This window comes from Paraferrimonas haliotis (genome assembly GCF_002282895.1).
Classification (GTDB): Bacteria; Pseudomonadota; Gammaproteobacteria; order Enterobacterales; family Shewanellaceae; genus Paraferrimonas; species Paraferrimonas haliotis.
On the sequence record NZ_NRRB01000007.1, the window covers coordinates 75307 to 92803 of the forward strand.

At 47.4% G+C, this 17497-nt stretch carries 16 protein-coding genes; 12 read left to right on the top strand and 4 right to left on the bottom strand.

The features are described from left to right. Positions 1 to 41: 41 nt before the first annotated feature. Together CLC91_RS13375 and CLC91_RS13380 are read left to right on the top strand one after the other, a co-directional pair. On the top strand, positions 42 to 452 hold the full coding sequence (locus CLC91_RS13375) for a hypothetical protein (RefSeq protein ID WP_095499404.1): 411 nt from the start codon (positions 42 to 44) through the stop codon (positions 450 to 452). Positions 453 to 538: 86 nt separating this feature from the next. Continuing rightward, positions 539 to 2059 carry a YifB family Mg chelatase-like AAA ATPase gene (locus tag CLC91_RS13380; protein WP_095499405.1) on the top strand — a complete coding sequence of 507 codons (1521 nt, stop codon included), beginning with the start codon at positions 539 to 541 and terminating at the stop codon, positions 2057 to 2059. 48 nt (positions 2060 to 2107) lie between these two features. On the opposite strand, the gene CLC91_RS13385 is transcribed toward CLC91_RS13380, so the two are convergent. The 4 genes from CLC91_RS13385 to CLC91_RS13400 form a co-directional block, all read right to left on the bottom strand. Beyond that, positions 2108 to 3412: an OmpP1/FadL family transporter gene (locus CLC91_RS13385; RefSeq protein WP_095499406.1), complete on the bottom strand. Its 1305-nt coding sequence runs from the start codon at positions 3410 to 3412 to the stop codon at positions 2108 to 2110. A 192-nt stretch (positions 3413 to 3604) separates the two neighbouring features. After that, the gene (locus tag CLC91_RS13390; RefSeq protein WP_095499407.1) at positions 3605 to 4069 is read right to left on the bottom strand and encodes a YiiD C-terminal domain-containing protein; all 465 of its coding nucleotides are present in this window, start codon (positions 4067 to 4069) and stop codon (positions 3605 to 3607) included. Between the two features lie 18 nt (positions 4070 to 4087). Next, positions 4088 to 4525: a D-aminoacyl-tRNA deacylase gene (dtd, locus tag CLC91_RS13395; RefSeq protein WP_095499408.1), complete on the bottom strand. Its 438-nt coding sequence runs from the start codon at positions 4523 to 4525 to the stop codon at positions 4088 to 4090. Continuing rightward, positions 4522 to 5508, bottom strand: coding sequence for a virulence factor BrkB family protein (locus CLC91_RS13400; RefSeq protein WP_456299451.1), 987 nt, complete (start codon positions 5506 to 5508; stop codon positions 4522 to 4524). The genes dtd and CLC91_RS13400 overlap by 4 nt, the downstream gene beginning before the upstream one ends. Before the next feature lie 61 nt (positions 5509 to 5569). On the opposite strand from CLC91_RS13400, the gene CLC91_RS13405 reads away from it, so the two are divergent. From CLC91_RS13405 to CLC91_RS13450, 10 genes are all read left to right on the top strand, one after another. Beyond that, a complete protein-coding gene (locus CLC91_RS13405; protein WP_095499410.1) occupies positions 5570 to 5800 on the top strand; it encodes a hypothetical protein in 231 nt (76 codons plus the stop codon). A gap of 2 nt (positions 5801 to 5802) precedes the next feature. Then, positions 5803 to 6456 (top strand): DUF2959 domain-containing protein, encoded by a 654-nt coding sequence (locus CLC91_RS13410; RefSeq protein ID WP_095499411.1) that lies wholly within the window; start codon positions 5803 to 5805, stop codon positions 6454 to 6456. Between the two features lie 64 nt (positions 6457 to 6520). Continuing rightward, positions 6521 to 7144, top strand: coding sequence for a guanylate kinase (gene gmk, locus CLC91_RS13415; RefSeq protein ID WP_095500553.1), 624 nt, complete (start codon positions 6521 to 6523; stop codon positions 7142 to 7144). 58 nt (positions 7145 to 7202) lie between these two features. Beyond that, positions 7203 to 7481: a DNA-directed RNA polymerase subunit omega gene (rpoZ, locus tag CLC91_RS13420; protein WP_095499413.1), complete on the top strand. Its 279-nt coding sequence runs from the start codon at positions 7203 to 7205 to the stop codon at positions 7479 to 7481. Between the two features lie 23 nt (positions 7482 to 7504). After that, the gene (spoT, locus tag CLC91_RS13425) at positions 7505 to 9622 is read left to right on the top strand and encodes a bifunctional GTP diphosphokinase/guanosine-3',5'-bis pyrophosphate 3'-pyrophosphohydrolase (RefSeq protein WP_095499414.1); all 2118 of its coding nucleotides are present in this window, start codon (positions 7505 to 7507) and stop codon (positions 9620 to 9622) included. A gap of 15 nt (positions 9623 to 9637) precedes the next feature. Further along, a complete protein-coding gene (trmH, locus tag CLC91_RS13430) occupies positions 9638 to 10357 on the top strand; it encodes a tRNA (guanosine(18)-2'-O)-methyltransferase TrmH (protein ID WP_095499415.1) in 720 nt (239 codons plus the stop codon). A 186-nt stretch (positions 10358 to 10543) separates the two neighbouring features. After that, a complete protein-coding gene (locus CLC91_RS13435; protein ID WP_095499416.1) occupies positions 10544 to 12199 on the top strand; it encodes an AMP-binding protein in 1656 nt (551 codons plus the stop codon). A gap of 76 nt (positions 12200 to 12275) precedes the next feature. After that, a complete protein-coding gene (gene recG, locus CLC91_RS13440; protein ID WP_095499417.1) occupies positions 12276 to 14351 on the top strand; it encodes an ATP-dependent DNA helicase RecG in 2076 nt (691 codons plus the stop codon). Between the two features lie 21 nt (positions 14352 to 14372). After that, complete coding sequence (locus CLC91_RS13445) at positions 14373 to 15251, top strand: DUF3014 domain-containing protein (protein ID WP_095499418.1); 879 nt, start codon at positions 14373 to 14375, stop codon at positions 15249 to 15251. A 141-nt stretch (positions 15252 to 15392) separates the two neighbouring features. Then, positions 15393 to 17462 (top strand): M13 family metallopeptidase, encoded by a 2070-nt coding sequence (locus CLC91_RS13450; RefSeq protein WP_095499419.1) that lies wholly within the window; start codon positions 15393 to 15395, stop codon positions 17460 to 17462. Positions 17463 to 17497: the final 35 nt, after the last annotated feature.

Below are 17497 nucleotides of genomic sequence, written 5' to 3' on the forward strand. Positions count from 1 at the left end.
GGTGACGACTGAGCGACCTGCAGTTAACAAAAAGTATAATAATGAACCTCAAATTTCTCTCAATGTTAGTAGTTGCAACCGCACTTATTCACCTCAGTGGATGTCGAGTGGTGCCTAAGCAAAAAGAATCGCCATTTGAATCCAGTTTTTCCACCAAAATACTGAGTAACGATGCCAAGTTATTTACGTACTCCATGTCGCTCATGAAACCCAAAAAAATCGTCAGTCGAACCGATTATTTTCTTTATCACCCTTCGCTCGAGTCCGTTGAAGAGCTGTTAGATACCAAAGTTGAGCGCATGCTCAGATTCAACCGATACTGTCGCAGTGGCTTTGTTGAAAATGATCGAGTAGTACTAAGTGATTACGCCTCCATTAAAGGCGAATGCAACGAAGCGGCTAATGAAGAAGATCGGAAGCGCTTTCCAAACATCAACAAACCAAGACGCTAGGTAAGTTAACGAAGTTTCGCCCATTTAGGTGATGGTTAAGCGAGGGTTCGCCCTCTACGCTTAATGTCTTTACCTTGGGGCGCTGCATGTCTCTTGCAACAATTATTACTCGCACGAATCAGGGCCTAGATGCCATCGCCGTTAAAGTCGAAGTCCATTTAAATAACGGTTTGCCCAGTTTCCACTTGGTAGGCTTACCTCAAACCACGGTGCGCGAGGCTAAAGAGCGGGTTCGTTCGGCAATATGCAATTCCGGTTTCAAGTTCCCACAACGACGAATTACGGTCAACTTGGCGCCGGCCGATATTCCCAAACAGGGCGGACGCTTTGATTTAGCCATAGCCATTGCCATATTGGTTGCATCTGAACAAATCACTGAAATTAAACACAACAATCTAGAATTCATTGGCGAGCTTGCATTAAGCGGCCTGTTACGAGGAACACCACACATTCTTCCCAGTGTTTTGGCGGCCCAATCCAGCAACAGTACCTTAGTGTTACCAGCGGCTAATCGAGGTGACGCCGAGTTAATCGGGTACTCAAAAGCACTGATGGCGGATAGTTTGCACAGTGTCGCCGAGTTTCTTCGCGGTGAGGCGAACTTGATTAAGCCTTCTCGCCGACAATCTGGAGTTCAGAATGCATCTAACTACCCAGATTTCAAAGACGTTATTGGGCAGCAAGTTGCTAAGTTCGCTCTGACCGTGGCTGCAGCTGGAGGGCATAACCTACTCATGTGCGGCTCCCCCGGTACTGGCAAAACCTTGATGGCTCATTGTCTAGCCGGAATATTGCCGCCTTTAGCGCTCCCCCGAGCACAGGAGGTAGCGGCAATTCATTCCATCGCCGATTTAGAACGGCAACCGCAGCAACTGTTGCAAGCACCTTTTCGGAGTCCGCACCACAACAGCTCTGCAGCGGCGCTGATTGGCGGAAGCAGTCCGCCAAAGCCCGGAGAAATATCGCTCGCCCATGGTGGTGTGTTGTTCTTAGATGAGTTGCCAGAGTTTCCACGGCGGGTGTTAGATTGCTTACGAGAGCCGTTAGAGTCTGGCGAAGTATTGATATCTAGAGCGCGCCACAAAGTAACTTATCCGGCTCAATTCCAACTGATTGCAGCCATGAACCCTAGCCCTTGTGGGCACACAGGTCAACACAGCCGCACCACCGACGATCAAATTCGCCGATATCTCAATCGACTTTCGGGCCCTTTACTCGATCGTTTTGACATTAGTGTCATGGTTAACAACCTCCCCAAAGGACAACTACTAGAAGCTCTAAAAGCTAATCAATCCCAAACAAGTAAAGAAATCGCAGAGCAAGTAGCATCTTGTCGCGCTCACCAGGTAAATCGCCAAGGTAAACTCAATGCCCAGCTTTCTAATAACGAGTTATTAGATTCGACTCACGTGTCCAATGCGGATTTAAAATTCTTAGAGGCCACCATGGACCAATTGCAGTTGTCTCTGCGCGCTTTTCACCGAATTTTGCGAGTAGCCAGAACCATCGCCGATCTGGAGCAACAACCGTCCATAAGCCGTCAACACATCATACAAGCGTTAAGCTTTCGGGCCATCGATAAATTAATGACAGACCTAATAACGTAAAAAAGGCAGCGATTTCGCTGCCTTTTTTCATGAAATAAGCTAAATCGCTTAGAATCGGTGGTTGTACTGAAGACCAGCAATAACTGCGGTAGTCTTAGTGGTTGCGGAAAGCGTACCTAAACTTCCGCCAGCAATTGGCTCAACCACATCGGTTGCTTCGCCGTTAATGTAAGTAATACCGAAGTCTAGGCTTGAGCTGTCGCTAAAGTGATAGCTCGCACCGGCAGAGTACCACCAGCGATTTGAATCAGGAATGCTGATAATGCGCTTGTCTTCTGGAATTGGGCTTGAGTCATAAGCAATACCGGCACGCAATACAACTTTTTGGTTCAACTCATAAGTACCACCAATGGCGTAACGCATGGCGTTATCCCAACCGTACTCGTTTTGATAAACAACGGCACCGTTATCACCAATGAAATCGATGGTTTTGAAGTCACTCCAACCGGTCCAGTTTACAGAGTAGTGCATTGCAAACTTGTCTGTTAGTTTGTGGTAACCAGCAAACTCTGCCATATCCGGTAGATTCAATTTAATTGAATTAACATCAATGGTGATTGGGCCCGCTTGTGGGTGCAGGGTTGAAATTTGTGCATCACCGTCGGCGGTGAAGTCGCTGCCTGTGCGGTACGTCAACGCGAAACGGTGGTTTTCGTTCACTTCATAAAGTGCGCCGAAATCGAACGCATAATCCCAACCTTCGCCTTTAAAGTCGACATCAAATGCATATACACCGTCAATGTCGGTCGGCGCGCTGCGCTTAAATTCGCCTTCACCATAAATCGCATTAACGCCCAAACCTAAGCTCAAACGCTCGGTCAACTTATAAGCAACTGAGGTATTCAAGTTAATGGTGTAAACACGGGTTTTTCCGCCAGTAAGACCTAGAGGCTTACCTAAACCTGGAAGCTCAACCGCGTTGTGGAAATCTTCAGAAAACTCAGTAGTGGTACCGAAGTTTGTATTCGCCGCGAAACCAACGGCTAAACGATCATTGATTGGCTGGATGTAATACAGATTAGGAACCGGAGTGGTTTGAGTTACATCGTTTTGATCAGCAACAGGGACTGCTTGAACTGGCACTGGCGCTTGATAGCTAATGCCCGTGACATCAGTAGTTGGCGCAATCACGTTAATACCGCCAGAAATTTCTGCCGATTCGAAACGAGTCATCGCCGCGGGGTTACGAGCAAGTACAGATGCGTTATCAGCGATAGCCGCTTCACCCGCGTTAGCACGGCCATTACCGGTGGCAGAATGGGTGGTCACTTGGAAGCCTGCCGCAGATGCGGTGAAGGTTGGTGCAGCAATCATAGCTACGCTTAACGCACTTAGTGCAAATAGTTTTCTCATCTTGTTAACGCCTCAAACAAATAAAGGTAGTAATTATTCTGTTGTAGTTTTATTGAGGCGCATACTACTGAGATTTCCTGACGGACTGGTACGATGAGCCACTTTTCGGCCAACAATGTATCGAAATAATGAGCAATGTCAACTTTTGGCGATATTTAGCAACATATTTACAACATTTAGTTGCGTTTTTGCTCAATACTTAGGCTTTAACACGACGTATCGCCCGATGAATTTTGCTGCTGAAGCATCCTTCGACAGCAAATTCACTTCAATGGTCAGTTCGAGTTTGCTTGGCAGTGGGGTGGAAATTGAAGAGAGCCCAGACGCTTTTACTGATGCAGCAGCCAGCGGTTTGGCGTCAGTAACTGGGCGTAAATATCGAATGTCTCCGTGAGCGAGAACAATATCGCCCTGCAGGTGCTGTTGCTTTAACTGCATCCACACCAACCCCCACCCTGTTAGCGTACATTGCGTATAAATACTGCCCGCAAACATGGTTTGGTGGAGATTCAGATTATTTGGGGCTAACTCAGCCTCGGTCGTTAAGCAGCTACCATCAAAGTTAAGAGTTCTCAGCCCCATAAAGCGGGACATAGGTATGGTATCGTGCCAAGTTGTTTGCAAACTTTGCAGCCATTGTTGGTAATCGTTTTGCATCGCTCTTAGCCGTAGGTTTTATGCTGTGAGTTGAAAAGTAACTGGCCCATCGTTTACCAGCGAAACTTTCATATCAGCCCCAAACTCGCCTGTGGCCACCTCGACCCCTTGCAATCGACAAAGCTCAACAAAATCTTGATAAGCCTGCATAGCTTGCTCCGGTTGCGCCGCTGACGAAAAGCTAGGGCGGAGCCCTTTGCGTGTATCGGCTGCCAACGTAAATTGCGAGACCACGAGTAGCTTGCCTGAAATTTGCTGCAGGTTGAGATTCATTTTGCCAGCATCATCTTCAAAAATTCGATAGTGCAGCACTTTATGGACTAACTTAGTCAAATTAGTCTGGTCGTCGTGCTTCTCTACACCTAGCAACACTAACAGCCCTTTATCGATTTCACCGATAACTTGCCCATCAACCATAACGGAGGCTTCTGATACCCGTTGGATTAACGCTATCATGCGCTTGTCTCTGTGTTTGACTCTGTGTTTGACTCTGTGTTTGACTCTGTGTTTGACTCTGTGTTTGACTCTGTGTTTGACTCTTGAGGCTCTTGTTCGCGCAATTCCTTTTTGAGGGTTTGCTCTCTAAAAAATGCTGGTAATGATGCCGTTATTTCACCACCAAAGAGTACGATAAGCCAAGAAATATAGACCCAAACAAATAGAATCGGGATGGCTGCCAAGGCGCCATAAATGGCCTCATAACTGGGGAAGTGGGTTACGTATAATGCAAACCCTTTCTTACCCAGCTCAAATAAAGTTGCCGCCACCGTTGCTCCAACTAAAGCATGCCAAAACTTCACTTTCATATTCGGCACCGCCATGTACAGCAAGATAAATGCCGCCACTGAAAACATGACCGGCACCTGCTTAACGGCAAAAGCGAACAACCCAGACAACTGCGTATCAGTGAACAGGTTGAGCGAAACCAAGTAACTGGTCGCCGCTAAACTCGAACCCATCAAAATAGGCCCAAGTGTCAGCACCATCCAATACATGGAAAAGGACACCACTATGGTTCTGGGCTTCTCGCTTCGAAAGATTTCATTCAGGGTTTTATCGATGGCAGAAATCAACAACAACGCAATGATCATTAAAGCCACGATACCAACCATACCGCCTTTGGTGGCGTTGGCGACAAACTGGCCAACGTGCAACTGTACGGTATCGCCTGATGCGGGAACGAAATTACCATAAATGAAGTCTTCAATAGAGCTTCGCACACCGGCAAAAACCGGAAAGGCTGATAACACTGACATGGTTACCGCGACCATCGGCACTAACGACAGTAGGGTTACGTAGGCCAGGTTGCCGGCGCGTACTTTAACCTGATCCCTAACCATTCGCTTCACCACATATACAGCAAACAAAGCAACGGATTCCAAGTTTTCTTTTACTACATCTAGGCTGATATTTTTCACAACGTTCCATCGAGTTGTCAGTTACCTAGTCCTAGAGTACCCTTGTTAACCAACACGTTACAATTATCAAGGAAGGTTTTTTATGTCGTCTCCTTCAAAACAAGGCTCAGCAGGCAATGTGATAGCGGCAATCGCGAGCTTTTTCATCCCGGGGCTGGGGCAGCTCGTTCAAGGTCGACTTCTGTCTGCGATCCTGTTCGCCGTCATCGCTTTTGGTGGATATGCTCTATATTGGATGTTATTTATACCGGCTATCATTGGTTTTATAGCCCATGTTTGGTCCATTATTGATGCTGCGCGTTATAAGGGGTAGTTATGAAACGTCAAGTGTTCGTTGGGTTAGTATTAGCCGTTGCCGCTACCGGCGTGCTCACTGGCTGCCAAAGCGCCTATTATGGCGCTTGGGAAAAAGTAGGGGTTCACAAGCGTGACATCATGGTGGATAGAGTTGAAGACGCCAGAGAAGCGCAACAAGACGCTCAAGAGGAATTCAATTCGGCTTTAGAAGAACTGCAAACCCTTCTTGGTAGTGATGGCGGTGATTTGCAGCGTGCTTACGAAAAAGCCGCTGACGAATATGAATCGGCCTACGACGCGGCCGAAAAAGTACGAGATCGCGTTGACGGCGTTGAAAGTGTCGCCACTGCTTTATTTGAAGAATGGCAGCAAGAAATCGGCGAAATCAGCAAAGCCTCATTGCGCTCAAGCAGCCAAAAACAACTCAGGGAAACGGAACGCAACTACCAACAAATGATCCGCAGCATGCGCCGCGCCGAATCAAAAATGGATCCGGTATTGACGACCATGAAAGACAACATGCTGTTTCTAAAGCATAACTTGAATGCTCGTACCGTTGGCTCAATTCAAGCCGAGTTTGATTCATTGAAACAAGACATCAACGGACTCATAAAGGAGATGAATGTCTCGATTGAAGAATCAAATCGCTTTATCGAATCAATGAAACAATAAAAACAGCAAGCGTTTACGATCAGCTATGATAAACTGCGCGACTTGTTTTAAGTGAGAGGCTCTCATGTCGGCAATTGGCACCCTTTACATAATGTCTGCTCCAAGTGGAGCTGGAAAATCGTCTTTGATTTCCGCCCTGTTATCATCGGACATCGGCAACGCATCGGTATCGGTATCCCATACCACTCGAGCGCCTCGCCCTGGTGAAATTGATGGCCAACATTATCACTTTGTTGACGTAGACACTTTTAAACAGCTCATCGAAGCCAACGAGTTTTTTGAATGGGCCGAAGTGTTCGGAAATTTCTATGGCACCTCTAAGGCGGCCATCGAAGTTCAGTTAGCATCTGGTACCGATGTGTTTTTGGATATCGATTGGCAGGGGGCGCAGCAGGTTAAAAAGCTGATGCCAGAAGCTCAAGGTGTCTTTATTCTGCCACCATCACGGGCAGAGCTAGAACGCCGTTTAATTGGTCGCGGTCAAGACTCCGACGAAGTCATCGCAGGTCGTATGGCTCAAGCAATTTCCGAAATGTCCCATTACAACGAGTACGATTTTATTTTGGTTAACGATGATTTTGATACCACGTTGAACCAACTTAGCGCAATTGTTATCGGACAAAGACAGCGAAAAGCTAGTCAAGTCGCAGCTTACAGTGATATGCTTAAGGATCTGTTGGCAGAGTAGCTAACATCGTGTACAATTTTGCGTCATTTTTACCCCCGATAATAGGAGTTCCCTATCCATGGCTCGCGTAACCGTTGAAGATGCAGTCGAAAAAATTGGTAACCGTTTTGATTTAATCTTGGTCGCCTCTCGTCGTGCTCGCCAAATTGCCGTTCAAGGCAAAGACCCAATGGTAGAGGAAGAAAACGATAAGCCAACCGTTTTGGCTTTACGTGAAATTGAAGAAGGCTTGGTAACAGCACAAACGCTGGATACCGATGAGCGTCAAGCGCTTCGTGAGAAAGAAGCCGCTGAGATTGCAGCCGTAGCAGCAATCGCAGAGGGGCGCACTCTGTAGTTTCAAAATAGGAGTATTATTGTTTGTACCTGTTTGAAAGCCTGAAGGAAACGGCAGCCAGCTACCTTGAACCTCAACAGGTTGAACTACTCCAACGCGCCTTCGTGGTTGCACGAGATGCCCACGAAGGACAAATGCGTTCCAGCGGTGACCCATACATTACCCATCCTGTCGCCGTTTCGCGAATACTCGCAGATATGAGACTCGACCATGAAACCCTCATGGCCGCGCTCTTGCACGACGTCATCGAAGACACCCCTGTTACTTTTGAAGAACTGGCAGACGACTTTGGACAAACCGTAGCGGAACTGGTTGAAGGGGTCTCCAAGCTCGACAAGCTCAAGTTTCGGGATCGGGAAGAAGCGCAAGCTGAAAATTTCCGCAAAATGATGATGGCCATGGTGCAAGACATCCGGGTCATTCTGATTAAGCTCGCCGATCGCACCCACAACATGCGCACTCTTGGTTCCTTGAGACCTGATAAACGTCGTCGTATCGCGCGTGAAACCATGGAAATCTACGCCCCAGTAGCCAATCGACTTGGTATTCATAACATCAAAAGTGAGCTGGAAGATTTGGGTTTTCAAGCGCATTACCCGATGCGCTATCGCGTATTAAAGGAAGTGGTGCAACGAGCTCGAGGCAACCGCAAAGAGCTGATGCAAAATATCAGTGATGAAGTGCGCGGAAGACTGGCTGAAAGCGGTATCGACGCAGAGGTGCTCGGTCGCGAGAAAAACTTGTTCTCCATTTATAAAAAAATGAAGAATAAAGAGCTGCAATTCCAAGAAGTCATGGATATCTATGCATTTCGCATCATAGTTAAGGATTTAGATACCTGTTATCGAGTCTTGGGTGCAATGCACGGTCTCTTCAAACCTCGTCCAGGTCGTTTTAAAGATTACATCGCCATACCAAAAACCAACGGCTATCAATCACTGCATACCTCTCTGTTAGGTCCACACGGTGTTCCGGTAGAGATCCAAATCCGAACGGAAGATATGGATCAAATGGCCGACAAAGGTGTTGCCGCGCATTGGTTATATAAAGACGGTGGCGAGCAAAGCAGTACCACATCGCAAATTCGCGCTCGCCAATGGATGCAAAGTTTGATTGATTTGCAGCAAAGTGCTGGTAACTCCTTCGAATTTGTCGAGAACGTGAAAACAGACTTGTTCCCTGACGAAATCTATGTTTTCACTCCGAACGGTCGAATCCTCGAATTACCAGTCGGTGCCACCGCGGTGGACTTTGCCTACCACGTTCACACCGATGTTGGAAATACCGCTGTTGGCGCAAAGGTTAATCGCATGGCCTATCCATTAAGCCAGCCTTTGATTTCAGGTCAAACCGTGGAAATCATTACCGCCAAAGGTGCTCGCCCTAACGCGGCTTGGCTAAACTTCGTGGTAACGGCAAAAGCGCGCGCTCGCATCCGCCAAGTTTTAAAAAGCGTCGAAGAGAAAGATGCCATTTCACTTGGCCGTCGTCTGCTCAATCATGCACTGGGTGATGCACACCTCGATGACATTGACCCGCAAATTTTACAACAAGTGATAGAGGATACTCGTCACGACAATTTCGACCATCTACTGGCCGATATTGGCTTGGGCAATGCCATGAGCATTTTAGTGGCGCAGCGTCTGCTTGGTGAGCACATCGATAGCAGCATTGAAGACGTGGAAGACAGCGGCAACTCGCTACCCATTCGCGGTGCCGAAGGCATGCTGGTTAGCTTCGCTAAGTGCTGTCGCCCCATACCCGGCGACCCGATTATGGCCCACGTTAGCCCCGGAAAAGGGCTGGTGGTGCATATGGAGTCTTGCGCCAACATTCGTGGCTACGAAGGTGAGCCCGATAAGTACACTCCGGTGCAATGGGCGCCAGGCGATCATGACATTGGTTATCAAGCCAATATGCGCATCGAAATCGTTAACCACCAAGGTACCTTAGCCAAAATAACTAAGATCATTGCCGAAGGTGAAGCCAACATTCACAGCCTAAATACCGAAGAAAAAGACAGTCGGGTGTATTTAATCAACGTGTTGGTAACCGTTAAGAACCGCATTCATTTGGCCAACGTTATGCGCCGCATCAGAATTCAACCCGAAGTGTTACGCATTTCTAGAAATAAGAGTTAAACCGGGCAAAAAAGCATGACTCCAGAACGTTTAGCGCGCATTAATTCCATGTTAGACAAGCGCCAAATCGACCTGACCGTGTGCATGGAGATGGTGCATAAATCAAATAATCTAGCAGCGGTATTACGTACTGCCGATGCCGTGGGGCTGTCTCAGATACACGCCGTGTGGCCAGAACAAGGTTATTACGTGTCTCGCAACACCTCCGGCGGTTCGTCCATGTGGGTTGATCTAAAAACCCACACAACCACGACCTCTGCAATCGAAAACTTGCGCGGCCAAGGAATGCAAATACTGGCAACCAATCTATCCGATAGCGCTGTGGACTTTCGTGAAATTGATTACACCAAACCCACTGCCATTTTAATGGGTAATGAGAAGGACGGTATCAGCGATGAAGCTTTAGCCTTGGCCGATCAAGATATCATCATCCCGATGGAAGGTATGGTGCAGTCTCTTAATGTCTCTGTTGCCACCGCTTTAATTTTGTATGAAGCTCAATTGCAACGCAAAAAAGCGGGCTTATACGAACAGCGCACCATCGACCAAGACACATGTCAGCGACTTCTTTTTGAAGGTGGTCACCCCATCTTTGCTAAAGCGTGTCGTCGTAAAGGACTTCCCTACCCCAAAGTCGATGAAAATGGGCAAATCGTAGCAAGTGAAGACTGGTGGCAAAAAATGCAAATGAGCCAGGATTCTTGGCAACACTTAGACGACGACAGTAGCGACTGACAGAGGTTAGACCTCTAACCTCCGAATTTATGCGGCTTTCAAGGCCTTTTATCTCTGTTTATTAACAACTTGCTAACGGACACATAACTGCATTATCCTTACAATTCGCCTCTATAATTAAGAATTTGTCTGTAGGTTGAGCTTTCAACTGTTGCGACAAACCAAAAAATTGCAAGGTATGAAGTGATGCAAGAAACTGTCAAGACTCCACTCGAAATGCTCGACCATTGGGTCGATGTTCAGGGCGATAAGATCTATTTACGCCAACCCATTAACGGTCAATATGTCGACTTTACTTGGCAGCAAGTAAAGCAAAAAGCACAACAACTCGCTGGCGGTTTGCGCCATTTAGGGTTAAAGCCCGGCGATAAAGTCGCCATACTTTCGAAAAACTGTGCCGAATGGTTCATCACAGATTTTGCCCTCATGATGGGCGGTTATGTGAGCGTGCCGATTTACCCCACCGCCAATGCATCCACCATTAGCTATGTCATCAAACACAGTGAAGCAAAAGCTGTGTTCGTTGGTAAGCTCGATTACTGGAAAGATCAGGAGCCTGGCGTCGGCGGCGATATTTTACGCTTGGCCATGCCTTACGACACCATGCCAGCACAATATCAATGGGATGCCCTGCTCTCGGTTGGCGAGCCGTTGACAGACTACCCATACCCCGAGCTCGACTCGCTGATGACATTGATTTACACCTCTGGCAGCACCGGTAACCCCAAAGGGGTGATGCACAGCTACGCAGGTTTTTGCCAAACGGCGGAGCAAGTGGGCAAACACCTAAACGGAAGCTCTGACGATCGCGTTCTTAGCTACCTGCCTTTGGCACATATCACTGAACGCACCTACATCCAAGGATCTTCGTTTTATATCGGCGGTACTGTTTCATTCGCCGAGTCATTAGATACTTTTGTTGACGATGTAAAGCGTGCTAAACCGACCCTGTTCTTATCGGTGCCTCGTCTGTGGACGGTCTTCCAACAAAATGTCATCGCCAAAATTGGCGCCACTAAGTTGAATGTTTTGCTGAGCATTCCAATTCTAGGCGGTATTGTTGCCAAAAAGATTAGAACGGAATTAGGGCTTAACCACGCTCGTGTTTTAGGTTGTGGCTCAGCGCCGGTTTCACCGCTGCTGCTGCAATGGTATCGACGCATCGGGATGAACATTACCGAAGCTTGGGGCATGTCTGAAAACTGCGCCTACGCCACGCTAAACTACCCGTTCCAAGCTAATAAGATTGGCACCGTAGGTAAAGCTGGTTTGAACTGCGACGTTAAAATCGGTGAAGGTGACGAGTTATTGTTTAAATCTCCGGGCAATATGCTTGGTTATTACAAACAACCGGAAGCGACTGCAGAGACCTTTACAGAAGACGGCTATTTGCGCACGGGCGATTGCGCGTCTATCGATGCAGATGGATACGTAAACATAACCGGACGAGTTAAAGATAACTTTAAGTCGGCTAAAGGAAAATACATCGCACCGGTTCCTATTGAGCGTAAACTCGCCCAAAACACCAACATTGAATTAATGTGTGTAATTGGCTCTGGACTGCCGCATCCGGTGGCATTGATTCAATTGTCGGATGCTGCTGCAAGTGCTGATCGAGAGACAATTCGTGCCTCGTTAAAAGAAACCATGGATTTGGTTAATCCAACCTTAGAATCCCACGAAATTCTCGATGCCATGGTGGTGGTTAGTGAGAAATGGGAAATTGAAAACGACGTGCTCACCCCAACCTTAAAGATTAAGCGTCACGTACTCGAGCAGCGATTCAATGAGCTTGTAGACGGCCAACGCAAAGCCGTAGTTAAGTGGCAAGATGAGCTTTAAATCTTAGCGCCACTAGCCATACCACCAAAGTCTGGTTAATATATGTATATGTTTACAGTGCTTTGGTGGTAACTACTTGCAGAGTTTAGATAATGTCGCCGTAACCGAACTCAAAGGGGTCGGCAATAAATTAGCTGAGAAACTCGAAAAGTTGGGCGTGAAAAGCGTCCAAGACCTGTTATTTCACCTGCCTTTACGCTATCAAGATCGCACCCGCATTACCCCGATTAATGATTTAATCAGTGGCAGCTACACCAGCATTGAAGGGGAGATCATTGGCTCCAATCTAAGCTATGGCCGTCGGCGTATGTTAACCGTGCAAGTCGCCGACGCTTCTGGGCGTATCACGCTGCGCTTTTTTAATTTTTCAAATGCCCAAAGAGAAGGACTCAAAAATGGGCTAACCATCCGCGCGTTTGGAGAAATCCGACGGGGCATGTCGAGCTTAGAGATCATTCATCCTGAGTATCGCTTACAACAAGAGCCTGCCGCCGACACATTAGAAGAAACCCTCACACCGGTATACCCTACTACAGAAGGCTTAAAGCAACTCAATTTAAGGAAGCTAACCGACCAAGCGTTAGCCCTGCTCACCGAAGAAAATTTGCATGAGTGGCTACCGCAAGCTTACCGGCCTAACTCATTATCTTTGGCTGCAGCGCTGCGATTGTTGCACCGACCTTTACCAGACGTGTCACTAGAGCAACTTGAAGCGGGAACACATCCGGCTCAGCATCGATTAGTACTTGAGGAGCTAACGGCTCATAGCTTAAGTATGATGCAACTGAAGCAAAAATCTCGTGCCCACCAAGCGGCGGTATTAACGCAAAACCAACAGCTGAGCCAAAGCCTGTTAAAACAACTCAGTTTTACCCCAACCAATGCTCAGCAGCGCGTGGTCAAAGAAATCAATAACGACCTTGCACAAGCCAATCCAATGATGCGTCTTGTTCAAGGTGACGTGGGTTCGGGGAAAACCTTAGTAGCGGCACTCGCAGCACTTACCTGTATTGGGTCAGGCAAGCAGGTCGCGCTTATGGCACCAACCGAGTTGTTGGCCGAACAACATGCGATTAACTTTCAACAATGGTTTGATGAGCTGGGCATCTCCATCGCTTGGCTCGCAGGCAAGCTTAAAACCAAACAACGCAATCAAGCGCTTGCCGATATCGCCAGCGGCGATGCTCGAATGGTGGTCGGTACCCACGCCATATTTCAAGAACAAGTGACGTTTAACGAATTGGGGCTTATTATCATCGATGAACAGCACCGCTTCGGTGTCCATCAGCGTTTGAGCCTAATCGATAAGGGAGCAAACCACGGTTACGTACCTCATCAACTGATTATGACCGCAACACCGATTCCGAGAACCCTAGCCATGACGGCTTACGCCGACTTGGATACCTCAATCATCGATGAGCTTCCTCCCGGTCGTACCCCGATAACCACCGTCGCCATCCCTAATACTCGGCGCCAGCAAATTATTGACCGCGTCCGTCAAGTAGCGCTTGAAGACAAGCGCCAAGTGTATTGGGTGTGCACGTTAATCGATGAATCCGAAGTGTTGTCATGCGAAGCCGCCGAAGATACCCACCAAGCTTTAATGGAAGCATTGCCAGAGCTTAACGTTGGTTTAGTCCATGGCCGAATGAAAGCCGCTGAAAAGCAGCAGGTTATGGAGAAATTTAAATCGGGAGAGCTGGACCTTTTAGTCGCAACTACTGTCATAGAAGTAGGTGTTGATGTTCCAAACGCCAGTTTAATGATTATTGAAAACCCAGAACGCTTAGGTTTAGCTCAACTGCATCAGCTTCGCGGACGAGTGGGGCGAGGCTCAGTAGCCAGCCATTGCGTACTCTTATATCAAGCCCCACTCTCACAAACAGCCACTAAACGGCTGGGGGTTCTAAGAGACAGTAACGATGGTTTTGTTATTGCGCAAAAAGATTTAGAGATTAGAGGTCCCGGCGAAGTGCTTGGAACCAAGCAAACCGGATTGGCCACCATGAAAGTGGCCGACTTGGTGCGAGACCAAGACCTAATACCAAACGCCCAAGAATTGGCGCAACGCTTAATTCAGGAGTACCCTGAGGTAGTAGCGCCATTGATCAAACGATGGTTGGGCAATCGTCAAATATACAGCCAAGCTTAGTTGCATAAATCAGGAGTATTCATGCAAACCAACCCAGAAGATCGATTAATACCACAAGCTGCCGGCCGTGGAGCCAATCAAATCGCAATCGTGGTGATTATCGCAGTAATCGCACTGTCTATTGCGGCTTACATATACTTTAGCAAAGACCAATCCACTCAAAATGAACCTGAGCCCATCATAGTCGAAACCACACTACCGCAAGAGCCCTTGCCTGTAGAAGCCGATATTACAGAGCCTGAAGAGCTCACAATTGAAGAGCCGGTGCAGCTGCCAGAAATCGCGCCTGAGGTGGAGCCACAACCGATTGAGCCGGTTAATCCTCTGCCGCCATTATCTGATAGCGATCAGTTCACCAAAGAAACCATTGAGTCTGTCGCAGACGGCATGACCTTCGATAGCTACTTGACCGACAATGCCGTGCTCAGAAAATTTGTGGTATTTGTTGATAACGTAGCCCAAGGCGAGCTTAATCATAAGGTTTCCCCCGTCAACGGACCTAAAGACAGCTTTAATGCCGTTGAGGTAAACAATCGAATTTACTTGGATCCCGATAGCTATCATCGTTATGATTTTTATGCGGAATTTCTCAATCAATTGGATGAGCAAGAAATAGGACAAGCCTTAATAGAGCTTAAACCTCTTATCAACGAAGCCTTTACAGAACTGGGGTACCAAGACGTTAGCTTTGATCAGCGTTTAGATAACGCCATCGAACAAATGTTAGCAGCTCCTGTCATAACAGGGGCCATAGAGCTCACCTCTGTGAGCGTCAATTATCAGTTCGCCGATCCCGAGCTAGAAGCCTTGCCGCCGGCCCAAAAATTAATGATTCGGATGGGTCCAGAAAACAGCGCTAAAGTAAAAGCCGCTCTAAAACGCTTAAAAGCACAGTTATAAGCGCCTCCCATTAATCATCGCCGCCAAACCATTTTTGAGCGGCGATGTTGCCTCTGAAACCCTTGTTAACAACTTTATATTTGACTTATTTTTCAATCTGGTGAATAAAGTTACAGACATTTAGCAAGGTAGAAAAAAATAATGAAAAAATCTTTTTTAGCAATTGCAGTAGCGTCGTTGCTCGCAGTAGGTTGCAGCACCGACAAACAAGTTTCTAACGACAGTGAAACCGTTTCTGCAGCAATCCCAGCAAAAGCAGAGTTGGGTAGCTTTGGGGTAGATTTAAGCGCTCGTAACTTGGCCGTTAAGCCGGGTGATGACTTCTTTATGTACGCCAGCGGTACTTGGTATGACAACTTTGAGATGCCGGCAGATAAAACCCGTTACGGAGCGTTCACCGCACTTGGCGAGCGCAGCGAAAAACGCGTTAAAGAAATCATTGACGATATCGCCTCGCGCAGCGATTTAAATGCCGAAGAGCAGCTGATAGCGGATTTTTATCAATCCTACATGGATACGGATACCATTAACGCTTTGGGGCTAAAACCTATCCAAGCGACGCTTGATCAAATTCAACAAGCCAATAATACCGATGATTTAACCAAACTTTTTGGTCAAGCTTGGTTAACCGGTACCAACTCGCCAATAGCCGGTGGTATGTGGTTCAACCGTCTTGATCCAAATAAATACGAATTATCCCTCGGCGCAAGTGGCCTAGGCTTACCTGATCGCTCCTACTATCTAGAAGAAGGTGAGCGTTTCGCCGGCATTCGAGATGCATATCTTGCCCATATGGCTACTATGTTAGCTTTTGCTGGCGAAAAAGACGCTGAGTCCAAAGCGAAAGCAATTTTGGATCTTGAAACTAAGATAGCTCAAGCGCAATGGCCTCGTGAAAAACGTCGTAACCGCGATCTCACCTTAAACCAAATAAAACGCGAAGATTTAGCTAACGAATATCCAAACTTTAATTGGGATTTGTTCTTCGCTCAAACCGGTTACAAGGTCCCTCAGCTTAACATGACCCAACCTGAGCCAATTAATGCCATGATCGGTTTAGTGAACAACGAGTCATTAGATACTTGGAAAGCTTACCTAACCTATCACACCATCAGTGGTAACGCGGGTTATTTAGCGGAAGATGTCTATCAGGCGAACTTCGACTTCTACGGCAAAACCTTAAGTGGTCAAGAACAGCCTCAGCCTCGCTGGAAACGTGCTGTGGCTGAAATGTCAGGCACTCAATCTCTAGGCTTCGCCATAGGCAAAGTATACGTCAACCGTTACTTCCCAGAGTCCTCGAAGAAGCAGATGGCGGAGTTGGTTGAGAATTTACGTAAAGCTTTGGGCGAACGCATCGATGGCTTAGACTGGATGAGTGCTGAGACTAAGGTGAATGCTCAAGCTAAGCTTGCCGCCTTTAACCCTAAAATTGGCTACCCGGATGTTTGGCAATCGTTTGATGGCTTAGAGCTGACCAACAAGGACTTACTCGGTAATGTTCAAAACATGCGTCAATTCTTCATGGCAGACAGTGTGGCTAAAGAGTTACAGAAAACCGACCGCAATCGTTGGGGCATGACACCGCAACGAGTGAATGCTTATTACAATAGCTCCTTTAATGAAATCGTATTTCCAGCCGCCATTTTACAACCGCCGTTTTTCGATCCTAATGCCGATCCGGCAGTGAACTATGGTGGCATTGGTGCTGTAATCGGTCATGAGATGGGACATGGCTTTGATGATCAAGGCTCTAAGTCTGACGCCAACGGTATTCAACGCAATTGGTGGACCGATGATGACAGAGCTGCTTTTGAAGCAAAAGCCGACGCGTTAGCCGCACAATACAGTAAGTACGAGCCTATTCCGGGCAACTTCGTTAACGGCCGCAATAGTTTAGGTGAGAACATTGGCGATGTAGGTGGTATTGCCATGGCCTACCATGCCTACCAACTAAGCCTTAACGGGAAAGAAGCGCCAATTATCGATGGTTTAACCGGTGACCAACGCTTCTTCCTTGCTTGGGCTCAAGTATGGAAAGAAAAGCGCACCGAGCAAAGCATGCTAAATCAGCTTCGTGCGGGTACTCATGCACCTGGCCGCTACCGCGCTTTAGCCCCTCGAAATCACGATGCTTGGTATAAAGCATTTGATGTGAAACCGGGCGACAAGCTTTATCTTCCAGAAGAAGAACGAGTCCGTATTTGGTAACTTAAATACGCACTAAAAAACCGCCATTGAGCCCA